Below are 19,928 nucleotides of genomic sequence, written 5' to 3'. Positions count from 1 at the left end.
GGCCGCGCCGGCCTGATACGCGGCGCATCCTCCGGTGCCCGGCGTCACCTGTCATCCACCACGCTGATCCCACGCGATCCTTTTTCAACAGTCTCCGGTGATTTCTGCATCCTGGATGGCAAGGTCCGATCGCTGAACTTTTCGGTGTCCTTATCTCGATCGATTCACGCTGTCCTATAATGCGCGCATGCATGTCGGCGATTTTCCCTACCATCACGATCGGCGGCACAGGACTACGCACTGCCCCTGCGATCGAATTCGCCCAATCCTGGCTGTGCTGGCATCAGGGAACACGTGATGATGCCCCGCGGTCTGATATCGCGTGGTTGGCTGGAACGGCTGGGAGACCATCGGCTCGATGGGGCGGCGCTGGACGGGCTGAAAACGCTGTTGCCGCGATTGGTAATCGCCGCTCTGGCGAGTTTGCTGTTGCTCACCCATCTGGGTTCTCGCGCTGCGATACTCTGGATCAGCTTTGTCGGATTTGCGGAGCTGTGGTGCAGGCAATGCAGTATCATGCTGGCGCGACCGGATGGCGGGCGCCTGCCGCTACGGCTCAACTATATTGCCTCCGCACTCATGACGACGATCGCGTGGACGAGCTTGCCGGTTTTGCTGTGGTGGAGCAGGGTACCTGATATAGGTTCGGCGGTTATCGTCATGCTGATCTCGCAGCTGATCCACGCCCAAGCCTTTGCCTTCCGCGCCCCGTCGATAGTGGCATTCAAGGTTGGTGTTCCCGCCAGCGCAATGCTCGCGCTGCCTTGGCTGGTCGAACCAGCAAGCTATTTTACCACTCTGACGTCGACAATCGCGTCGGGTCTTTGCATCAGTTATATCTTCGCAAGCGTACGGGCAAACTGGCGGAGCGATGCGGCGCTACGCAAAGCTCATGACGAGCTCGAATATCTGGCCTATTTCGACGGACTTACCTCCCTCGCCAATCGTCGACAGTTCACACGACACATGCGCAATCTCATCGAACTGTCCGATCGTCAAAAGTCCCGGTTTGCCTTGCTCCTGATCGATCTTGACCATTTCAAGGTCGTCAACGACACGTTTGGCCACGATGCTGGCGATGCGCTCCTCGTCGCGGCAGGAGAGCGTCTGCGCGCAGCCGTTGGAGAGATGAGCCATGTCGCGCGGCTCGGCGGTGACGAGTTTGCCATACTCTTACCCGACGTCGGCAGCACCGCCGATATCGATGCGGCATGCGGTCGCATCGTCGATGGCGTTCAGCCTGCTGTCGACTTCAACGGAGGACAGATGAGCCTAAGTTTCAGCATCGGCATCGCGGTTTATCCCGGCGACGGCGACAGCATACAAACAGTCCTGAAATCCGCGGACGTTGCGCTTTACGACGCGAAGCGGCGGGGTCGAGGCACGTGGCGCTTCAGTGGCGGGTTCGGCAAGGTCGCGTAAGTCAAGTTTGAGACCTGCGGACGGTGCGCGTCTGATTCATCGCTTGCACTACACTGACACACTCGACCCAAATCCGGCCATTTCTGCCACCTCCCCCGTTCCCTGACTTCAAGCATTTCCCTGTTCGCGCTGGCGGCTTTTGGCGGCTGATATTTCCTCATGGCCGCCGTGAGCGAGAAGAAGGCGGCGCGTCCAATTTGGGGCAGTCGGTGGGAGGCCGCCATTGGTTCAAACGGCTGCAAAAATGATTATCGGCGCCTTTCGGGTTGATTGCGGCGCGCACGTATTCGGACAAATCCTCAATAAATCTCAGCCACTCTTTTTAAGCGGACAAGCGCTTCAGTCCGATGAGGTGAAGAATTACCATCCAGACTCCTCGGTCCATGTGGACTCTGAAGTACTTCCTAATTCGCAACAATCTGCAGTTGGTTAGGGCCACCGGTGGTGGATAGCCGCATATAAATGGTGACGTTTTTCCTGAGGCTGACGCCCTTCCTTTGGCGGGCATTCTATAATTGCCTGAGAAAGGTCGCCGTCTTATGATTACGCAGAACTTGACTCGGCATATTGCGTTACTGCGCATAGGTCGGCCGTCGCTTCACACCACTACAGCCTTTTTCAAAACGCAGGCTCGCGTTCTGAGCATTCCCCTATGCATGGTTGTGGCGAATGGCTCGGCAAGCGCATCGACGGCGAACACGACGTTCAATGTGACGGCCAATGTCGTGGCGAGTTGCCAGATTTCGGCGACCGCGCTGACGTTCGGAACCTATACCGGGGCCCAAACCGACGCGACCTCGACGATCACCGCGACCTGCACGGATACCACCGCCTACACCATCGGCGTCAGCGCAGGCTTGGGCACGGGAGCGACCGTAACGAACCGGTACATGAACGGCCCCAGCGTCGATGTGCTCGCCTATGCCGTCTATCGCGACAGTGCGCGTACCAATAGCTGGGGTACGACGATCGGTACGGACACGGTCTCGGGCACCGGCAACGGCGGCGCTCAGGCCATTACCGTTTATGGGCGCCTTGCAGCGGGTCAATTGCCCGTCCCCGGAGCCTATTCGGATACTCTGACCGCAACGATCACCTACTGATGGCCCGGGAAAGTTTTTTGCGCTTCGAGAGGCTTCGTCGCTGGTCGATGGCGAGCGGATACGGGATCGTCCTGGCAACGGGCATCGCCCCGCTTCAGGCACAATCCCTGTCGGTGAGCCCGGTCACGTTCAATCTTGCCGCCTCGCAACAGGCGACGAGCCTGACGGTCCGAAACGATGGCGCTGAGGAAACGGTGGTCCAGATCCGGCCCTTCGCCTGGACGCAACAGCCCGACGATGTCCTCACATCGGCCGACGATGTCGTCGTCAGTCCCCGCATCGTGACGATCCCACCCCATTCGAACCAGGTTTTCCGGGTTCTCGTGCGGCATAAGGCGACGTCCAAGGAACTGACGTACCGGTTGATCCTCGATCAGATCCCGCGCGCGTCCGAACCCGGTGCCGTGCGCATGGTCCTGCGCATTTCCATGCCAATCTTCGTCGAGCCCGTCGCTCCGGCGAACCCCGGCGTTCGATTTCGGCTGGCGCGCCGGGAAGGTGACACGGTGCTCGTGCTCGAAAATCCGGGAGCGCGCCATGAGACGCTGCGCAACGTTGTGCTGCGCGACACGAACGGATCGCCGATCGCCATCAAGAACGGTGGCTCACCCTATCTGCTGGCTGGCGCGACGCGGGAACTTCCGGTCCAGGACATGCCCATCCAACCCGCCGTGGATGGCCGCTATCGACTGACGATGGAGGGCGGAAAGGGCCCCATCACCGTTGCCCTCGCGCGGTAGCGGGGACGGGACCGTGCGATGCGCGCCAAAGCCCTCCGATCGACCTGTCGATTTCTCCTGATGATCTGCCTCGCTGACCATGCCGGGGCCGCTCCCGCACCGACGCTGCTGGAGGTCTGGATCAATGGGCGCCCGACCGGGAAAATCGGCGAGTTTGTTCTGCGCGGCGACGGACTGGCGGCGACCCCCAAGGAACTCGTCGAACTCGGCCTTTCCCCGCGCACCACGCCCGGCGATGAACTTGCGGACATCGTCGCCGACCGTGATTTTAGGTGGAACGTCGACCAGGCTACAGGCCGACTCTACGTGACCGCCTCCGAGGCGCGTCTGGTGAGAACGACGATCTCGGCCGCTGCCGATCCTGCCATGGCCGGAGCGGTGGAGAGCGGGACCGGTTCCACGCTGAACTACGATACGACAGTGACCGGCGATGCTCGTCGCCAGGCCTTTTCCGCGTACCTCGATGCCCGCGTCTTTTCAGGCCATGGGATTGCGGCTGGTCAGGCCTTGATGACCGCATTCCGTTCGGGGACGACGACGACCTATCGCGCGACGAGGCTTGATTTCAACTACACCGTTTCGCTGCCCGACCGCCTGCTGCGGCTCAGGCTGGGCGACTTCATCACGTCGGGAGCGGACTCGCAACGGGCGATCCGGCTCGGCGGCATCCAATTCGGCTCGGACTTCGCGCTGCGCCCCGACCTGATCACGATGCCGCTGCCCGATTTTCGTGGAAACGCGGTCGTTCCCACCATCGCCGACATCCTTGTGAACGACGCATCCGCGGTATCCCTGCCTATCGGCGCCGGTCCCTTCGAGATCCGCAACGTGCCGGTGCAGACGGGCAGCGGCAAAGTCTCGCTGAACCTGCAGAATTCCCTGGGACAATCCGTCAGGACGACGGTGGCCTATTATGCGAGCAATGCTCTGCTGGCACCCGGGTTGCACACGTTCGCTGTCCAGGCTGGCATGATCCGGCATCAATTCGGGAGCCAGAGCAACGCCTACGGACAGCTTGCGGCAAGCGGCAGCTACCGCTGGGGCGTATCGCCACGGCTGACGGCGGCGCTCTATGCCGAAGCAACCCGCAGCGCGGCGCTCGTCGGGTCGGGCGTGTCGGTAAACCTGGCCAACCTGGCAATCGCCACGGGTGATTGCGCGGCCAGCAGCGGGCGGGACGGGAACGGCGTGCGCTGCGTCGCGCAAATCGAACACCGCGACTCACTGGTGTCACTCAGGCTGTCCCACGGATTCGCGACGAAGGCCTTTCGCGACAACGCGGCAAGCGATGGCTATCCTGCCATTCGTAGGCAGACCGACGCCAGCATTGCGCTTGCAATGGGTCCGGCCGGTACGATGTCCCTCGGCTATACCGCACTCGCTCAGGCAGGCGACGTCGCCTGGGAAAGGCTGAAGGGCGCGCCGGCGATGTTTGGCCGCGGGTCCGCGGTCCGTCTGGCGTCCGTCACCTACAGCGTGCAGCGGGGACCGGTATCGATCTACGCGAACGGCTCGCACGACACCACCGCACGCGGCGGCCGCAGCATCATGTTCGGCCTGTCGCTTCCCTTCGGACGGCGCAGTCAGGCGAGTGTTGATCGGCAGATGCAAGGCGGCCGCTGGCAAAGCCAGCTGCAGGCGGCGCGCGGCACGCGTGAGGCCGATTCATGGGGCTATCAGGCGGCGATCGGGCGCGGCGCGATCGACAGCCAGTTTGTCGAAGTCCAACATCGGTCCCGCATCGGATGGCTGGCCGCCGGAATCGATCGGACCAACGGTGCAACGACGATCCGTGCCCAGGCGCGCGGGTCCGTGTCCGCAATCGATGGCTCGGTATTTCTGTCGAATACGATCAACGACAGTTTCGCGATTGTCGACACGCAAGGGTTGGCAGGTGTTCGGGTGCTGCACGAAAACAGGGTCGCCGGCCGAACCGGCCGGTCGGGCAAGCTGATGGTTACCGACCTGCGGTCGTTCCAGGTCAATCACCTCGCCATCGAGCCGACCGATCTGCCGCCCGATGCCGTGATCGCAACCGGGGAACGCGATGTCCGGCCACAGGATCGGGCAGGCGTCGTGCTCAGGTTTCCGATCAAACGACCAAATGGCGCAGTGCTGGTCCTGGTCGACGCAAGCGGCAGACCACTTCCACCGGGAAGCACGGTCACGCTGGAAGCGTCCGGGGCGACGTTTCCCCTGGGCTTTGACGGGGAGACCTTCGTCGAGGGGCTCGACCAGCACACCGTCCTGAACGTCGCGCGCCCCGACGGCACGCGCTGCCGTGTTGGACTGTCCGTCGCTGCGCGGGACCGGGGTCTCGCGCGGCTTGGCCCGTTTTCCTGTGTCGAGACAGCCCCGTGATCGCCCGCGTGCTGTTCGCGCTATTCTGCCTCGCGATACCGGCTGCCGCGGATGCGGGATGCTCGGTATCGGCGAGCGGGGTCGCGTTCGGGAACTATGACGGGTCTGCCACGTCGGCGGACGACGCGACGGGCACGATCACGATCAACTGCTTCATACTCTCCGGTCTCGGCGGGTACACGATCGCGCTCAGCCCGGGACGAGACGGCAGCTATACGGCGCGACGCATGATCTCTGGAACGGCGACCCTGCCCTATCAGCTTTATGCGGATCCGGCGCGAACGCAGATCTGGGGCGACGGGTCGGGCGGGAGCTCCACCGTGCGGTCCTTCGATATCATCCCGTTGCTTGGCGGGAGTTCGACCTACCAGATTTACGGAAGAATCCCCGCCAGGCTCTCGCCACGCCCCGGAGCCTATAATGATACGATTGTGATTACAGTAAGCTATTGATCGATCACGTATTTACTACGTCTGAAAGGCGTCCGATCTCGGGAGGGGTCAGGCGACTAAACCCGTAGCCCATCGTCTGAACGAACGGCTGTTCACGGCAATCGCCGCCCGAAAGCGCACGGGCGGATTTCCACCGCTTTTACCGTTCAGCTCTGAGCATAGGCCGTACGCAATATAGGGGCGCGGCCTAAGGCGACATAAACCACGGCCAGCGATATCCGCGGAAATCGTGCGGCGACGTTCGGCTTCAAGCACGCGCGCTTTCGGGGAGCGGTTATGGGAACCCGACGACTTGATCGCAACTTTGGGCTTAGATCCAAAGGGTGGTGGCGGAGCGGGAGGGATTCGAACCCTCGATACGCTTTTGACGTATACTCACTTTCCAGGCGAGCGCCTTCGACCACTCGGCCACCGCTCCGCATTGCTCTGGAACGCGCCTGCTAGAGCGGGTTTGGCTGCGGCGCAAGCGATTGCGTGCGGGGCGGCACTCGGGCAGTCTCACAGCGATGATCACCGCCCTGCTCGCCGCCGCCCTCGCCCAAGCTACGCCGGCGCCAGCACCGCTGCCGTCCGATCCGGTCGCGTCGGACTGGGTCGCGGTGCCCGATGACGAGATTCTCGTCTTCACACTCGCGAACGGGCATGGCTTCACGCTCCGCCTCGCGCCCGCCTATGCGCCGGCGCATGTCGCCAATATTCGCGCGCTTGCCCGCGCGCGCTGGTGGGACAGTGCGACTAGCGTGTACCGCGTGCAGGACAATTATGTCGCGCAATGGGGCGATGCGACCGAGAAGAAGCCGCTCGTCCCCGGCGTCGCGGACGGGATCGCCGCCGAATATGATATGGCCGGGCCGAGCGCGGTCGCGCGGCTGGCCAAGCGCGATCCCTATGCCGAATGGGCGGGCTACAGCGCGGATGGCTGGCCGCTTGCCGGATCGGGCGTGCGGCAATGGCTGCCGCATTGCTACGGCATGGTCGGCGTCGCGCGCGATCTCGCGCCGAGCGTCGGCAGGGGAGCCGAGCTCTACACCGTGATCGGCCATGCGCCGCGTGCGCTCGACCGCAACATCGCGGTCGTCGGGCGGGTGGTCGACGGGATCGAGTGGCTGTCGTCGCTGCCGCGCGGGACGGGCGAGCTCGGCTTCTACGCCACGCCTGCCGAGCGCAGCCCGATCGTCTCGGCACGGCTGGCGAGCGACCTTCCCGCCGCCACCCGCCCGCACTTCCAGTACCGCGCGACGCGCAACCCGCGCTTCACCGCCTGGATCGCGGGGCGCGAGAACCGGATACCGCCCTTCTTCGCGGTGCCGGCGGGCGGCGCGGACATCTGCAACGCGCTCCCACCGGTCCGCCGCACGCCGGGCTAGGTCTTGCCCTGCAACGTGCGGATGATCGCGGAGAAGTCGAGCCCGCCCTGCCCGGCCTCGGCGAACGCCTCGTAGCGCTCGGCGGCCTTCGCGCCCATCGGCGTGTCGGCGCCGACATCCTGCGCCGCCGCCATCGCGAGCCTCAAGTCCTTGAGCATCAAGGCAGCGGCAAACCCGCCCTGATAGTCATGGTCGGCGGGCGTGTCGGGGCCGATCCCCGGCAGCGGCGCATAGCTCGTCATCGACCAGCTCTGCCCCGACGAGACGCTGGCGATATCGTAAAAGGCCTGCGCGTCGAGCCCGAGCTTGTCGGCCAGCACGAACGCCTCGCAGGTCGCGATCATCGTCGCGCCGAGAATCATGTTGTTGCAAATCTTCGCCGCCTGCCCCGCGCCGTTCGCGCCGGCGTGGATCACCGCCTTGCCCATCGCCGCGAGAATCGGCTCGGCGCGCTCGAACGCCGCCGCCGAACCGCCGACCATGAAGGTGAGCGTGCCCGCATTGGCAGCACCAATCCCGCCGGAGACGGGCGCGTCGACCGCCGCGAGCCCCTTGGCCTGCGCGTCGTCGGCGACCTGCTTCGCGGTCGCGACGTCGATCGTCGAACAGTCGATCAGGATCGCGGTTGGGCCCGCGACGCCGAACAGCGCGTCATACACCTCGGCGACGTGCTTGCCCGCGGGCAGCATCGTCACGATCGCCTCCGCCCCGTCCGCGGCCTCGGCGACGGATGCGACGGGCAGGCAGCCCGCGGCCTTCGCCTTGGCCAGCGCGTCGGCGCTCAGGTCGAACGCGTGGACGTCATGGCCGTTCTTCGCGAGGTTCGCGGCCATGCCGCCGCCCATGTTGCCGAGCCCGATGAATCCGATCCGTGCCATGTTCTCTCTCCTAAATCTGCCGCGGCGACTGTGTCGCTCGCTTCAATCCCGTCACCTGCGGCTACGTCCTGCCCCCCAATCCCGTCATCCTGACGACAGTCAGGATCCAGAGCCAGGAACGACACCGCCAGTAACCCTGGATCCTGACTTTCGTCAGGATGACGGGCAGCGACGATGACGGGTGACCGCGTTACTTGCCCGTCCAGGCCCCCGCGCGCTTCTCGACGAACGCGGCCATGCCTTCGCTCTGGTCGGCGGTCCCGAACAGCCCGTGGAACAGCCGCCGCTCGAACTGCACACCCATGCCAAGCCCCGTCTCGAACGCCGCGTTGACCATCTCCTTGTTCGCCAGCACCGCGAGCGGCGCCATCGCGGCGATGGTGGCTGCGGTCTTCACCGCTTCCTCGACGAGGTCGTCGGCGGGGACGATCCGCGACACCAGCCCTGCGCGCTCGGCCTCGACCGCATCCATCATCCGCCCGGTCAGCACCATCTCCATCGCCTTGGCCTTGCCGACTGCATGCGTGAGGCGCTGCGATCCGCCCATGCCGGGGGAGACGGCGAGCTTGATCTCGGGCTGGCCGAACTTCGCGGTGTCGGCGGCGAGGATGAAGTCGCACATCATCGCGACCTCGCAGCCGCCGCCCAGCGCATAGCCAGCGACCGCGGCGATGATCGGCTTGCGCGTCCGCGTCACCTGCTCCCAGCCGGCGAAGAAATTGCTCGCATACATGTCGGCAAAGCCCTGGCTCTGCATCTCCTTGATGTCCGCCCCCGCCGCGAACGCCTTGGCCGAACCGGTCAGCACCGCGCAGCCCTGCGACGGATCCGCATCGAACGCGGCGAACGCGGCGATCAGGTCGGCGAGCACCTGCGAATTGAGCGCGTTGAGCGCCTGCGGGCGGTTGAGCGTGACGAGCGTCACCGCACCGCGCTGCTCGACGAGGATCGTTTCGTAATCGGCCATGTCAGTCTCCTGTTCCGTCACCTCAGCGAACGCTGGGGTGACGTGCTCTATGTTCAACCCGGCGTCCACGCCTCGGCAGCTGGCAACGGCGCGAAGATCTGGTCGATCACATGATCGCTCACCGCCTCGGGCGTTGCCGGATCCCAGCGCGGCGCATTGTCCTTGTCGACGATCACCGCGCGCACGCCCTCGACGAAGTCATGCCGCTGCACGACATGCGCGCCGACCGCATATTCCTGTTTCATCTCGTCTGCGAAACTCGCCATCGCCGCGCCCTCGTGAAGCAGCCGGAGCGACACCTTCATCGTCTGCGGCGACTTGGTTTTGAGCGTCGCAAGCGTCTTCGCGGCCCACTCACCACCATCGACGTCGAGCGCGGCATAGATTTCCTCGAGCACATCGGACGCGAACAGCCGGTCGATCTCGTCACGATGCGTCATAATCTCGGCATCGTCGGGTACGTCGGACGACCCTTCGAGTATGACGTCGATCTCGCGGGGACGCTCGACGATCCAGTCCTTCACGCTCTCGAGCTTGGCGCTCGTCAGATAATGCGTCGCCAGCCCCAGCGCCAGGCAATCGGCGCCGTTGATCCGGTGCCCGGTCAGCGCGAGATACTGCCCGATCCGCCCTGGCAGCCGCGACAGATACCATCCCCCGCCGACGTCGGGGAACAGCCCGATCCCCGTCTCGGGCATCGCGAACTTCGTGTTCTCCGTCGCGACGCGGTACGTGCACGGCAAGGCGAGCCCGACGCCGCCGCCCATCGTGATCCCGTCCATGAACGCGACGATCGGCTTGGCATAGACGAACAGCCGGTGGTTCATCCGATACTCGGCGTGAAAGAACGCGCGCGCTTCGGCGCCGTCGCCGGCTCCCGACGCGGCGAGCATCCGGATATCGCCCCCGGCGCAGAACCCGCGCCCCTCGGCATGATCCACGATGATCGCCTCAACTGACGCATCCCCGCGCCACGCCTCGAGCGCCTCCAGCACGCCTTCGCACATCGCCAGATTGAGCGCGTGCAACGCCTTGGGCCGGTTCAGCCGAATCCGGCCGACAGGCCCTTCGACGGTCGTGATCAGGTCATTCATAAATCACCTCCCCGGCGAAGGCCGGGGTCCAGTTGGAAAGGTCGACGTGACGGAGGATCTCACCAAGCCGATTCGCGTCCCCCACCTGGACCCCGGCCTCCGCCGGGGTGGCTGCTATTCGGCAGTTGGTGACCATATCCATCATTGCCGGGTCAGTTCGCGGCCGACGATCATGCGCATGACCTGATTGGTACCCTCGAGGATCGAATGCACGCGCAGGTCGCGCCAGAAGCGTTCGATCGGGTAATCCTGCAGATACCCGTAGCCGCCATGCAGCTGCAACGCGCGGTCGACCACCGACGAGCCGGTGTCGGTCGCGAGCCGCTTCGCCATCGCCGCGAACTTGGTCTTGTCGGGCGCGTTCGCCGTCACCTTGGCCGCCGCGATATAGAGCAGCGCGCGCGCCGCCTCCAATTCGGTCGCCATGTCGGCCAGCATGAACTGCGTGTTCTGGAAGTCCGCGATGGGCTTGCCGAACTGCTTGCGGTCGCGCGTATAGGCGATCGCCTCGTCGAGACACCGCTGCGCCCCGCCAAGCGAGCAGGCGCCGATGTTAAGCCGCCCGCCGTCGAGCCCCATCATCGCGATCCGAAACCCCTCGCCCTCGCCGCCGACCATGTTGGCCGCCGGCACGCGGACGCCGTCGAAGATCACCTGCCGAGTCGGCTGCGAATGCCAGCCGAGCTTCTTCTCGTTCGCACCGAACGACACGCCGGGCATGTCCTTCTCGATCACGAGGCAGGAAATACCCTTGGGCCCGTCCTCCCCGGTGCGGACCATGGTGACGTACACCTCATTCTCGCCCGCGCCCGAGATGAACTGCTTCGATCCTGTCACGATCCAGTCGTCGCCGTCGCGCACCGCGCGCGTCTTGAGCGCTGCGGCATCGGAGCCCGAACCCGGCTCGGTCAGGCAATAGCTCGCCAACCGGTCCATCGTCACCAGATCGGGGAGATACTTGTCCTTCACCGCAGCCGAGCCGAACCGGTCGATCATCCACGCCGCCATGTTGTGGATGCTGATGAACGCGCTCGTCGACGGACACCCATACGACATCGCCTCCATGATCAACGCGGCTTCGAGGCGCCCGAGCGCGATCCCGCCGCTCTCCTCGCTGACATAGATCGCCGCGAAGCCGAGCTCGGCCGCCGCCTTGATCGTGTCGCGCGGGAAGATGTGCTTCTCGTCCCACTCGGCCGCGTGCGGCGTGATCCGGTCGGCGGTAAAGCGGCGCGCGAGCTCCTGGATCTCGCGCTGGTCGTCGGTGAGGTCGAACTGGTTGGCGGCAAGCTGGTTCATCGTGATCCTATCTCCGTCATGCCTGGCTTGAACTTGGCGCCCAGAGCCACTGACACTGGCTTCATCTGCTCTGGGTCCTGACGTGCGTCAGGATGACGATTGGGGGAAATGCTGTGGAACGGCAACCGGCAGTCTACATCCTCGCAAGCTACCGCAACGGGACGATCAATATCGGGGTGACGTCCGACCTGCTGGCGCGGATCATTCAGCACCGTGCGGGGTCCTTCGGCGGCTTTACTACGCTGTACGACGTCAAGCGGCTCGTGTGGTTCGAAATGGCAGCTACGATGGAGGGTGCCATCGGACGCGAGAAACAGCTGAAGAACTGGCGCCGCGCCTGGAAGCTCGACCTGATCGAGGCCGTCAATCCGACATGGCGCGACCTCGCCGAGGATTGGGGTTTCGCGCCCCTCCCCCAGCCGTCATCCCGGGCTTGACCCGGGACCCAGAGCAACGCGCGCGGACGCTGCTGGCTCTGGGTCCTGACGTTCGTCAGGATGACGGAAGAAAGAGAGCGCACCCCACTCACCCCATCGTCGGAATGACGAACGCGTCGTTGTTACGCGCCGGACCGCCATCTTCGGCCATCGCCGGCAACGCGGAGCCGTCGGGCCAGCGTTGCGTGATCGTCTTGACCTTGGTCCAGAACTTCACGCCCTCCATGCCGTGCTGGTTGGTGTCGCCGAACGCCGAACGCTTCCAGCCGCCGAACGTGTGATACGCCACCGGCACCGGGATCGGCACGTTGATGCCGACCATCCCGACATTCACCCGCGCCGCGAACTCGCGCGCGGCGTGGCCGTTGCGCGTGAAGATCGCGACGCCGTTGCCGTACTGATGCTCGCTCGGCAGCCGCACCGCCTCCTCGAAATCCCTGGCGCGGACAATCTGCAGCACGGGCCCGAAGATCTCCTCCTTGTACGCCGACATCTCCGTGGTGACGTGATCGAACAGCGACGGGCCGATGAAGAACCCCTTCTCATGCCCCTGCAACTCGAACCCGCGCCCGTCGACGACGAGCTCTGCGCCCTCGTCGACACCCGTCTGGATCCAGTTCTCGATCCGGCTGCGATGCGCCGCATTCACCACCGGGCCGTAATGCGCGTCATTGTCGGTCGAGACACCCACGCGCAGTGCAGCGATCGCCGGGATCAGCTTCTCGCGCAGCGCGATCGCCGTCTTCTCGCCGACCGGCACCACCACCGGCAATGCCATGCACCGCTCGCCGGCGCTCCCGAACGCCGCGCCCGACAGATCGGCGACGACCTGGTCGAGGTCCGCGTCGGGCATGACGATGCCGTGGTTCTTGGCACCGCCCATCGCCTGGACGCGCTTCCCAGCCTCGACGCCGCGACGGTAGACGTAATGCGCGATGTCGGACGAGCCGACGAAGCTGACCGCCGAGATCGCCGGATGATCGAGGATCGCGTCGACCATCTCCTTGTCGCCGTGGACGACCTGGAAGATCCCCTCGGGCAGCCCCGCCTCGAGGAACAGCTCGCCGAGGCGCACCGGCACCGACGGATCGCGCTCGCTGGGCTTCAGGATGAACGCGTTGCCCGTCGCGATCGCGACCCCGCTCATCCACAGCGGAATCATCGCCGGGAAGTTGAACGGAGTGATGCCGGCGCCGATGCCGAGCGGCTGGCGCATCGAATAGACGTCGATCCCAGGCCCCGCGCCCTGCGTGTACTCGCCCTTGAGAATGTGCGGGATGCCGCAACAGAACTCGATCACCTCGAGCCCGCGCTGGATATCGCCCTTCGAATCCGCGATCACCTTGCCGTGCTCGGACGACAGCAGCCGCGCGAGCTCGTCCATGTTCACCTCGACGAGCCGCTTGAACTCGAACATCACACGCGCGCGGCGCTGCGGGTTGGTCGCTGCCCAGCCCGGCTGCGCCTTCTGCGCGGCGGCGACTGCCCGGTCGAGGTCGGCCTGCGTGCCCAGCGTCACGCGCGCCTGGATCTCGCCGCTATTGGGATCGAACACGTCGCCGCTGCGGCCGCCGCCGGAGGACGGTCCACCCGCGGTGCCGCCTGCGATCAGATGCTCGATGGTGCGAACGGTCATGGCGCCTCTCCTTGTTTTGCGGCCTCTACACCACCGCATCCCGAACGACACAAGCGATAGACTTGCAGGCGCTAGCTGCATATTTGCAGCCGGCATGGACTGGAGCGACCTGCCGATCTTCCTTGAAGTCGCCCGCGCGCAGCAGCTTGGCCGTGCCGCGGCGAGTCTCGGCGTCGATGCGACGACGGTCGGCCGCCGCCTCCGCCGGCTCGAGACCGCGGTTGGCCAGCGGCTGTTCGAACAGGGTCCCGACGGCCAGATCCTGACCAGCGCCGGCGAGGATCTGCTCGCGCGCGCGACCGCGATGGCGGCGATCGCGTCAGACATCCGCACCCCGCCCGCGGGCCGGACCGAGGTCGACGGCACGATCCGCGTCAGCGTCGCCGAGGGGTTCGGCACCTGGTTCGTCAGCCGACATCTCGGCACGCTCGCGCAGGCGCATCCCAAGCTCGCAGTCGATCTCGTCGCGACCAGCGGCTTCCTCAACCCGACGCGGCGCGAGACCGACGTCGCAGTCCTGCTCGCCCGCCCGCGCCGCGGTCCGCTGCGGACGCGCAAGCTCACCGACTATACGCTGCGGCTCTACGCATCGGCGGAGCATCTCGCGGCGCACGGGCCGGTGCACGGCATCGCCGACCTGCGCGACCGGCGGATGATCGGCTATGTGCCCGACATCGTCTATGCGCCCGAGTTGCGCTATCTCGACGAGATCCCGGGCGTCCGCAACCCCGTGCTGCGTTCGTCGAGCATCAACGCGCAGGCGCACATGATCGCGGCCGGCGCCGGCATCGGCGTGCTCCCCTGCTTCATCGGCGAGGCCTATCCCGGGCTTGTCGCGATCCTCCCCGACATCCGCATCAGCCGGGCCTTCTGGCTGGTCACGCACCAGGACACCGGCCGTTTCGACGCGATCCGCGCTTTTACCGACTGGCTCGTCGCGCTCGTCGGCCGCGAGCGCGCGGTGCTGGTCGCCGACTAGGGCTGACGCGGCTCACGCGAAAGGATCGCCTCGATCCGCGCGAGCGCCAGCTTGATCTCCTCCTGCTCGGCATGCGTAAAGGCGTCGCTGTCGACGATCATCTTGGCCGCCATCTTCGCGGTCAGCAACGGCACGAGGAACAGCGGTACCGCATGCATCAGCGCGACCGCGACGATCTTGCCCCCCATCGTCACCGGAAACACGTCGCCATAGCCGATCGTCATCGCGGTCACGAACGACCACCAGATGCCGACATCGACCGGCTTGCCCTCGAACGTCGCAAACAGCACCGCGCAGATCAGGATGGTCGAGACATAGCCGACGATCAGGATCGGCAACGCCTGGATGAACGGCCGCCACGATCCCTTTGCCCTGCGCGCCATGATACCCCCCGTTGTTTCGGCGCATCATCCAGCAAGCGGCCGACATTTCAAGCGGCACGCGCGCGGCTGGTCGATCACGAACCCGATTGCCCCCGCGCGACAATTGCGCCTAGCTTGGCCGCATCCCCTTCCGGAGCGATTGCATGACCCTCAAGCTTGTCCTTCTTGCCTCGATCGCGCTCGCCACCGTTTCGTCGGCGCAGGTGCCCCAGACTGTTTCTGACAAGACTGCCCCCGCCGGCGGCGACGTGCCGGCCAAGTTCGTCCCCGCCACCGCCAACCGCGACTACGTCAAGCGCGAGGTGATGGTCCCGATGCGCGACGGGACGAAGCTTTACACCGTCATCGTCTATCCCAAGGGGCTGACCAACGCGCCGATCGTGCTGACGCGCACGCCGTATGACGCGAAGTCGCGCGCGACGCGGATGGACAGCCCGAGCATCCTCTCGACGCTGCCGCTTGCCGACGAGATGTTCGTCAAGGGCGGGTATATTCGCGTCTATCAGGACGTCCGCGGCAAATATGGCTCGGAGGGCGAGTATGTCGTCACGCGCCCGGTGATGGGCCCGCTAAACCCGACCAAGGTCGATCATGTCACCGACGCCTATGACACGATCGACTGGCTGGTGAACAAGGCGAACCTGCCCGAATCGAACGGCCGCGTCGGCATGATCGGGTCGTCCTATGAGGGCTTCACCGTCGTCATGGCGCTGCTCAACCCGCACCCCGCGCTCAAGGCCGCGGTGCCAGAAAGCCCGATGATCGACGGCTGGATGGGCGACGACTGGTTCCATTACGGCGCGTTCCGCCTCGCCAACATCGCCTGGCTCGGCGGTCAGACCGGGTACAAGGGCGCGGGCAAGGCGCCGCCGACGGGCGGCTATGACGATTACGAGAATTTCCGCCGCATCGGCTCGGCGGGCGACTGGGCCAAGGCGTCGGGCTACGACCAGCTTCCCTATTGGCAGCGCATGGTCGCACATCCCGCCTATGACGGATTCTGGCAGGGTCAGGCGCTCGACAAGTTGCTCGCCGCCAACCCCTCGAACGTCCCCACGCTCTGGGAACAGGGGCTGTGGGATCAGGAGGACATGTACGGTGCTATCACCGCCTGGGAGGCGCTGAAGGCGAAGGGCAAGATGGGTAACAACCATCTCGTCATGGGTCCGTGGCGGCACAGCCAGGTCAATCGCGACGGCCGCAGCCTTGGTCCGTTCGAGTGGGACGGCGACACCGCGCAGCAGTTCCGCGAACAAATGGTGCTGCCGATGTTCGACCAGTATCTGAAGGACGGCCCCGCGGTCACGCTGCCCGCCGCCGCGATCTACAACACCGGCGAGAATCACTGGGACAAGCTGTCGACCTGGCCGCTCGCCTGCGAGAGCGGCTGTGCCGCACCGCTCAAGCCGATCTACCTCGGCGCCGAGGGCGGGCTGGGCTTCACCAAGGCGGCGAGCGGCGGCGACAGCTATGTCTCCGACCCCGCCAAGCCCGTCCCGCATCTGCCGCGCCCGGTCAATTTCGGCGACGGCCGCTGGGGCGACTGGCTGGTCAGCGACCAGCGCGGCGTCGATGGCCGCACCGACGTGATGACCTATACGACCGAGGTGCTGACGACGCCGGTCCGCGTCTCGGGCGCACCGATCGCGGACATCTATGCCAAGACGACCGGCACCGATGCCGATTTCGTCGTAAAGGTGATCGACGTCTATCCCGACGAGGTCGCGAGCGATCCGAAGATGGGCGGCTATGAACTGCCGATCAGCCTCGACATCTTCCGCGGCCGCTACCGCGACAGCTTCGCCAAGCCGAGCGCGATTCCGGCCGGCAAGACGCAGCGCTACAAGTTCCGTCTGCCGACTGTGAATCACGTGTTCCAGCCGGGGCACCGGATCATGGTGCAGGTCCAGTCGAGCCTGTTCCCGCTCTACGACCGCAACCCGCAGACCTTTGTCCCCAACATCTTCCTCGCGAAGAAGGCGGACTACAAGAAGGCGACGGTAACGATCGAACGCGGCGGCGCGTCGGCGAGCGCGGTGTGGCTGCCGGTGGTCGCGGTCGACCAGTCGGCGGTGCTGGCTAAGTGACCCCCCCGCCCCACCACCGTCATTCCCGCGAAGGCGGGAACCTAGACTGGCTGACCTCACGGTGCTGTCACCGAGGCCAGCCAGTATGGATCCCCGCCTTCGCGGGGATGACGGTTATGGGTTCAGGCAATAACCGGCGCGGGCCCGAACAGCCCCGCCTGGTAATCGCGGATCGCCTCGCCGATCTCCTCGCGCGTCGTCATCACGAACGGCCCGTGCGCGACGACCGGCTCGTCGATCGGATCCGCATGGCCGAAGACCAGCCGCACCGGGCCCGACGCCGCGACCTCGATTCCGTCGCCGTCCTGGTCGAACGTGACGAGATGCCACGGTTCGACGAGCGTCCCGCCGACCTCGGGCCGCCCCTCGATCACATAGAAGAAGACGCTTCGATCGCGCGGCGCAGGCAGTGTCACCTTGCCCCCGGCCGCCAGCTCGACCGTCATCATCGCGACTCGTGTCAGCGACTCAACCGGCCCCGCCTGCCCTTCAAACGTCCCCGCGATCACATTCACGACGCCGCCCTCGACCGCGACCACCGGAATATCCTCGCGCTGGAGCCCGGTATAGGCGGGCTTGGTCATCTTCAGCCGCCCCGGCAGGTTGACCCACAATTGCAGGATCTCGAGCGGCCCGCCGTCGCGCTTGAACGACGCGGGCGAGACCTCCGCATGGATCAGCCCCGATCCCGCGGTCATCCACTGCACCCCGCCCGCGCGCATCACGCTTTCGTGCCCGCCGCTGTCGAGATGCGCCATCGCGCCGCTGAGGATGAAGCTGACCGTCTCGAACCCGCGATGCGGATGCGGCCCGAACGGCAGGCCGTTATTGCCCGGCCGATAGGTCTGCGGCCCATGATGGTTGAGAAATAGGAACGGATCGACTTGCGGCAGTTGCGGCCCCGGCAGCGGGCGCCGCGTGACGAGATCGGCGATGTCGTCACGCTGGGCGGGATAGGTCCGCAGCACGCGCCGCATCTCAGTTCGCCTCGCGCACGGTCGACGCCGGACGCGCGATCTCCGCCAGCAGGGCGTCGATACCGCTCAACAGGAAGTCGAGCGTCGACGTGTCGCTCAGCCGCCCGTCGGCGATCTTCTCGTGCACCGCACCGATCACCGATTGCGGCCGCAGCAGCGTGCGCGCACCGATCGACGCCAGCGTCTCGTTCAGCTGCGCCTGCGCCCGCGCGCCGCCGACCGCGCCCGGCGACGAGGTCAGTGTAAACACCGGCTTCCCCGTCAGCGTCGCCTTGCCATAAGGCCGCGACGCCCAGTCGAGCGCGTTCTTCAGCACGCCGGGCATGCCGTGATTATATTCGGGCGACGCAATCACGATCCCGTCCGCCTCGCCGATCGCGGCGCGCAGTGCGGCGACCGCCTCGGGTGGCGTGTCGGTATCGGCATCCTGATCGTACATCGGGATCGCGTTGAGCGGGAAGATCCGCAAGCTCGCCTTGTCCCCCAGCGCATCGGCGAGCGAGTTGAGGATCGCGGCGTTGAACGACTGGCGGCGCAGGCTGCCGGAAATACCAAGAAGGACGGGCATGCAATAATCTCCTGTTGTCACGCGCGAGCGCCGGGCGACGGCGGCGGGCAAGATCTTGGTATGCAAATAGGCGACGGTACCGGCGCCCACCAGCGCAGGGTCGGCAACGCTGTGTTGCCCGGTTGGACGGCGATCACGTCCAGTAGAGGATCCGCGCCTCGGGCAGGCGCAGCGCGATCTCGTCGGCAAAGAAGGCGCGCAACGCCCGCATCGTGTCCGCGTCATAGACATATTTGACCGAGCCGAACTTGGTGCGCTTCTCGGTGCGGTTCGCCATGCCGAGATCGAGCGAGGAGCCGGGATACCAAGTCTGCAGCACCGCCTTGGACCCGGGCGTGTAGCGATGCGTGATCAGCTCGATCGTGAGGTCCGGGATATCGCCGAGCACCCGCCCCGCCTGCGCGATCAGCTCGGCATAGGCGTCGCGCCATCCCTCGGCGGCGATGATCGGCGCGATCGTCAGCCCGATCTTGTACCCCGCATCCGCCATCCGGCGCAGCGCGACCAGCCGGGCTGCGACCGGGCTCGTGCCGCCCTCGAACCGCGCATAGCCGGCGGGGTTGATCGAGGCGCGCATCCGCGTCCGTCCTGCGTGATCGAGCGCGAGCAGCGGCTCGACCGCGTCGAACTTCGTCGTGAAGCGCAGCTTCACGTCCGCCTCCCACGCGCCGAAATGCGCGATCAGCGCGGACAGCGACCCGGTGACATGATCGATCGCGAGCGGATCGGTGTAACAGGACGCCTCGAACGTCGTGCCCTCATGCGCGCGCGTGGCGGAGCGCGACGTGACTGTCCCCTGGCCGAGATGCGCAGGAAGCTCGGCCAGGATCTCGGGCAGGTTCGCATAGACCCGCGTGATCGGCGGCCCCTTCAAAGACCCCGCGAGATAGCAATAGCCGCAATGCGCAGGGCATCCTTCGGCGAGATCGATTCGCCAGTCGGCGCTCGGCGCGATCGGCTGCAACCGGCGTTTCGACGGCGGGGCGACGACCAGCGCCAGCGTCGCCTTCGCCTGTGCATATTGCTGCCGGGGATCGTCGGGCAGGTCGAGGCGGAGACGATCACTGGGCAGCGTCGTCACCGCCACGTCCAGCGCACGCGCGCGCGCGACGATCTGTTCGCCATGGTCCCAGAGGAGCGACGACGGCGTCGCGAGGAGGCGCCGCGGCACCCAGAGG

At 65.7% G+C, this 19,928-nt stretch carries 20 protein-coding genes and 1 tRNA gene; 10 read left to right on the top strand and 11 right to left on the bottom strand.

The window, feature by feature from the left end:
- The 6 genes from FHY04_RS22320 to FHY04_RS19435 form a co-directional block, all read left to right on the top strand.
- Positions 1-180: hypothetical protein (locus FHY04_RS22320; protein ID WP_221211892.1), on the top strand; the 180-nt coding region annotated here is incomplete at its 5' end.
- Between the two features lie 117 nt (positions 181-297).
- Positions 298-1,422, top strand: coding sequence for a GGDEF domain-containing protein (locus FHY04_RS19455; protein WP_183937518.1), 1,125 nt, complete (start codon positions 298-300; stop codon positions 1,420-1,422).
- Positions 1,423-2,078: 656 nt separating this feature from the next.
- Entirely contained in the window at positions 2,079-2,525 is a 447-nt protein-coding gene (locus tag FHY04_RS19450; RefSeq protein WP_183937517.1) for a spore coat protein U domain-containing protein, read from the top strand.
- On the top strand, positions 2,525-3,265 hold the full coding sequence (locus FHY04_RS19445) for a molecular chaperone (protein WP_183937516.1): 741 nt from the start codon (positions 2,525-2,527) through the stop codon (positions 3,263-3,265). The genes FHY04_RS19450 and FHY04_RS19445 overlap by 1 nt, the downstream gene beginning before the upstream one ends.
- Positions 3,266-3,283: 18 nt before the next feature.
- On the top strand, positions 3,284-5,626 hold the full coding sequence (locus tag FHY04_RS19440) for a fimbria/pilus outer membrane usher protein (protein WP_183937515.1): 2,343 nt from the start codon (positions 3,284-3,286) through the stop codon (positions 5,624-5,626).
- Positions 5,623-6,078: a spore coat U domain-containing protein gene (locus tag FHY04_RS19435; protein ID WP_183937514.1), complete on the top strand. Its 456-nt coding sequence runs from the start codon at positions 5,623-5,625 to the stop codon at positions 6,076-6,078. Before FHY04_RS19440 ends, FHY04_RS19435 begins: the two co-directional genes overlap by 4 nt.
- Before the next feature lie 327 nt (positions 6,079-6,405).
- Here FHY04_RS19435 and FHY04_RS19430 read toward each other — a convergent pair.
- Positions 6,406-6,496 (bottom strand) — tRNA-Ser (locus tag FHY04_RS19430).
- Positions 6,497-6,584: 88 nt separating this feature from the next.
- On the opposite strand from FHY04_RS19430, the gene FHY04_RS19425 reads away from it, so the two are divergent.
- Positions 6,585-7,445, top strand: a complete 861-nt coding sequence (locus FHY04_RS19425; RefSeq protein WP_183937513.1) for a peptidylprolyl isomerase — start codon at positions 6,585-6,587, stop codon at positions 7,443-7,445.
- On the opposite strand, the gene mmsB is transcribed toward FHY04_RS19425, so the two are convergent.
- The 5 genes from mmsB to FHY04_RS19400 all read right to left on the bottom strand — a co-directional run bounded on the left by mmsB (position 7,442) and on the right by FHY04_RS19400 (position 11,683).
- Positions 7,442-8,323, bottom strand: coding sequence for a 3-hydroxyisobutyrate dehydrogenase (gene mmsB / locus FHY04_RS19420; RefSeq protein ID WP_183937512.1), 882 nt, complete (start codon positions 8,321-8,323; stop codon positions 7,442-7,444). The two genes, FHY04_RS19425 and mmsB, sit on opposite strands and share 4 nt — an antisense overlap.
- Before the next feature lie 190 nt (positions 8,324-8,513).
- Positions 8,514-9,290, bottom strand: a complete 777-nt coding sequence (locus FHY04_RS19415) for an enoyl-CoA hydratase (protein ID WP_183937511.1) — start codon at positions 9,288-9,290, stop codon at positions 8,514-8,516.
- Between the two features lie 53 nt (positions 9,291-9,343).
- Positions 9,344-10,384 carry an enoyl-CoA hydratase/isomerase family protein gene (locus tag FHY04_RS19410; protein ID WP_183937510.1) on the bottom strand — a complete coding sequence of 347 codons (1,041 nt, stop codon included), beginning with the start codon at positions 10,382-10,384 and terminating at the stop codon, positions 9,344-9,346.
- A complete protein-coding gene (locus FHY04_RS19405; protein WP_183937509.1) occupies positions 10,377-10,529 on the bottom strand; it encodes a hypothetical protein in 153 nt (50 codons plus the stop codon). Before FHY04_RS19405 ends, FHY04_RS19410 begins: the two co-directional genes overlap by 8 nt.
- On the bottom strand, positions 10,526-11,683 hold the full coding sequence (locus FHY04_RS19400; RefSeq protein WP_183937508.1) for an acyl-CoA dehydrogenase family protein: 1,158 nt from the start codon (positions 11,681-11,683) through the stop codon (positions 10,526-10,528). Before FHY04_RS19400 ends, FHY04_RS19405 begins: the two co-directional genes overlap by 4 nt.
- 113 nt (positions 11,684-11,796) lie before the next feature.
- Here FHY04_RS19400 and FHY04_RS19395 point away from each other — a divergent pair, with 113 nt between their 5' ends.
- On the top strand, positions 11,797-12,120 hold the full coding sequence (locus tag FHY04_RS19395) for a GIY-YIG nuclease family protein (RefSeq protein WP_311725663.1): 324 nt from the start codon (positions 11,797-11,799) through the stop codon (positions 12,118-12,120).
- An 88-nt stretch (positions 12,121-12,208) separates the two neighbouring features.
- Here FHY04_RS19395 and FHY04_RS19390 read toward each other — a convergent pair whose 3' ends face one another.
- Positions 12,209-13,756 carry a CoA-acylating methylmalonate-semialdehyde dehydrogenase gene (locus tag FHY04_RS19390; protein ID WP_183937506.1) on the bottom strand — a complete coding sequence of 516 codons (1,548 nt, stop codon included), beginning with the start codon at positions 13,754-13,756 and terminating at the stop codon, positions 12,209-12,211.
- Between the two features lie 94 nt (positions 13,757-13,850).
- Between FHY04_RS19390 and FHY04_RS19385 the strand changes: the two genes are divergently transcribed.
- On the top strand, positions 13,851-14,735 hold the full coding sequence (locus FHY04_RS19385) for a LysR family transcriptional regulator (protein WP_183937505.1): 885 nt from the start codon (positions 13,851-13,853) through the stop codon (positions 14,733-14,735).
- Here FHY04_RS19385 and FHY04_RS19380 read toward each other — a convergent pair.
- A complete protein-coding gene (locus FHY04_RS19380) occupies positions 14,732-15,118 on the bottom strand; it encodes a potassium channel family protein (protein ID WP_051916390.1) in 387 nt (128 codons plus the stop codon). The genes FHY04_RS19385 and FHY04_RS19380 overlap by 4 nt on opposite strands.
- Positions 15,119-15,261: 143 nt before the next feature.
- Here FHY04_RS19380 and FHY04_RS19375 point away from each other — a divergent pair, with 143 nt between their 5' ends.
- Positions 15,262-17,205: a CocE/NonD family hydrolase gene (locus tag FHY04_RS19375; protein WP_183937504.1), complete on the top strand. Its 1,944-nt coding sequence runs from the start codon at positions 15,262-15,264 to the stop codon at positions 17,203-17,205.
- 122 nt (positions 17,206-17,327) lie between these two features.
- Here the strand turns inward: FHY04_RS19375 and FHY04_RS19370 are convergent, their stop codons facing one another.
- From FHY04_RS19370 to FHY04_RS19360, 3 genes are all read right to left on the bottom strand, one after another.
- The gene (locus tag FHY04_RS19370) at positions 17,328-18,182 is read right to left on the bottom strand and encodes a pirin family protein (RefSeq protein ID WP_183937503.1); all 855 of its coding nucleotides are present in this window, start codon (positions 18,180-18,182) and stop codon (positions 17,328-17,330) included.
- A 1-nt stretch (position 18,183) separates the two neighbouring features.
- Positions 18,184-18,750: an NADPH-dependent FMN reductase gene (locus tag FHY04_RS19365; RefSeq protein ID WP_183937502.1), complete on the bottom strand. Its 567-nt coding sequence runs from the start codon at positions 18,748-18,750 to the stop codon at positions 18,184-18,186.
- A gap of 133 nt (positions 18,751-18,883) precedes the next feature.
- Entirely contained in the window at positions 18,884-19,921 is a 1,038-nt protein-coding gene (locus FHY04_RS19360; protein WP_311725660.1) for a spore photoproduct lyase family protein, read from the bottom strand.
- Positions 19,922-19,928 lie beyond the last annotated feature (7 nt).

This window comes from Sphingomonas sp. BK481, assembly GCF_014194875.1.
GTDB classification, from domain to species: Bacteria; Pseudomonadota; Alphaproteobacteria; order Sphingomonadales; family Sphingomonadaceae; genus Sphingomonas; species Sphingomonas aerolata.
This window is presented reverse-complemented; position numbering and strand designations above follow the sequence as displayed.

Excerpts from the sequence above, each read along its gene's own strand:
- FHY04_RS19455 (WP_183937518.1), top strand. The coding sequence starts at position 298 with ATGATGCCCCGCGGTCTGATATCGCGTGGTTGGCTGGAACGGCTGGGA.
- FHY04_RS19450 (WP_183937517.1), top strand. The coding sequence starts at position 2,079 with ATGGTTGTGGCGAATGGCTCGGCAAGCGCATCGACGGCGAACACGACG.
- FHY04_RS19445 (WP_183937516.1), top strand. The coding sequence starts at position 2,525 with ATGGCCCGGGAAAGTTTTTTGCGCTTCGAGAGGCTTCGTCGCTGGTCG.
- FHY04_RS19440 (WP_183937515.1), top strand. The coding sequence starts at position 3,284 with ATGCGCGCCAAAGCCCTCCGATCGACCTGTCGATTTCTCCTGATGATC.
- FHY04_RS19425 (WP_183937513.1), top strand. The coding sequence starts at position 6,585 with ATGATCACCGCCCTGCTCGCCGCCGCCCTCGCCCAAGCTACGCCGGCG.
- mmsB (WP_183937512.1), bottom strand. The coding sequence starts at position 8,323 with ATGGCACGGATCGGATTCATCGGGCTCGGCAACATGGGCGGCGGCATG.
- FHY04_RS19415 (WP_183937511.1), bottom strand. The coding sequence starts at position 9,290 with ATGGCCGATTACGAAACGATCCTCGTCGAGCAGCGCGGTGCGGTGACG.
- FHY04_RS19410 (WP_183937510.1), bottom strand. The coding sequence starts at position 10,384 with ATGAATGACCTGATCACGACCGTCGAAGGGCCTGTCGGCCGGATTCGG.
- FHY04_RS19405 (WP_183937509.1), bottom strand. The coding sequence starts at position 10,529 with ATGATGGATATGGTCACCAACTGCCGAATAGCAGCCACCCCGGCGGAG.
- FHY04_RS19400 (WP_183937508.1), bottom strand. The coding sequence starts at position 11,683 with ATGAACCAGCTTGCCGCCAACCAGTTCGACCTCACCGACGACCAGCGC.
- FHY04_RS19390 (WP_183937506.1), bottom strand. The coding sequence starts at position 13,756 with ATGACCGTTCGCACCATCGAGCATCTGATCGCAGGCGGCACCGCGGGT.
- FHY04_RS19385 (WP_183937505.1), top strand. The coding sequence starts at position 13,851 with ATGGACTGGAGCGACCTGCCGATCTTCCTTGAAGTCGCCCGCGCGCAG.
- FHY04_RS19380 (WP_051916390.1), bottom strand. The coding sequence starts at position 15,118 with ATGGCGCGCAGGGCAAAGGGATCGTGGCGGCCGTTCATCCAGGCGTTG.
- FHY04_RS19375 (WP_183937504.1), top strand. The coding sequence starts at position 15,262 with ATGACCCTCAAGCTTGTCCTTCTTGCCTCGATCGCGCTCGCCACCGTT.
- FHY04_RS19370 (WP_183937503.1), bottom strand. The coding sequence starts at position 18,182 with ATGCGGCGCGTGCTGCGGACCTATCCCGCCCAGCGTGACGACATCGCC.
- FHY04_RS19365 (WP_183937502.1), bottom strand. The coding sequence starts at position 18,750 with ATGCCCGTCCTTCTTGGTATTTCCGGCAGCCTGCGCCGCCAGTCGTTC.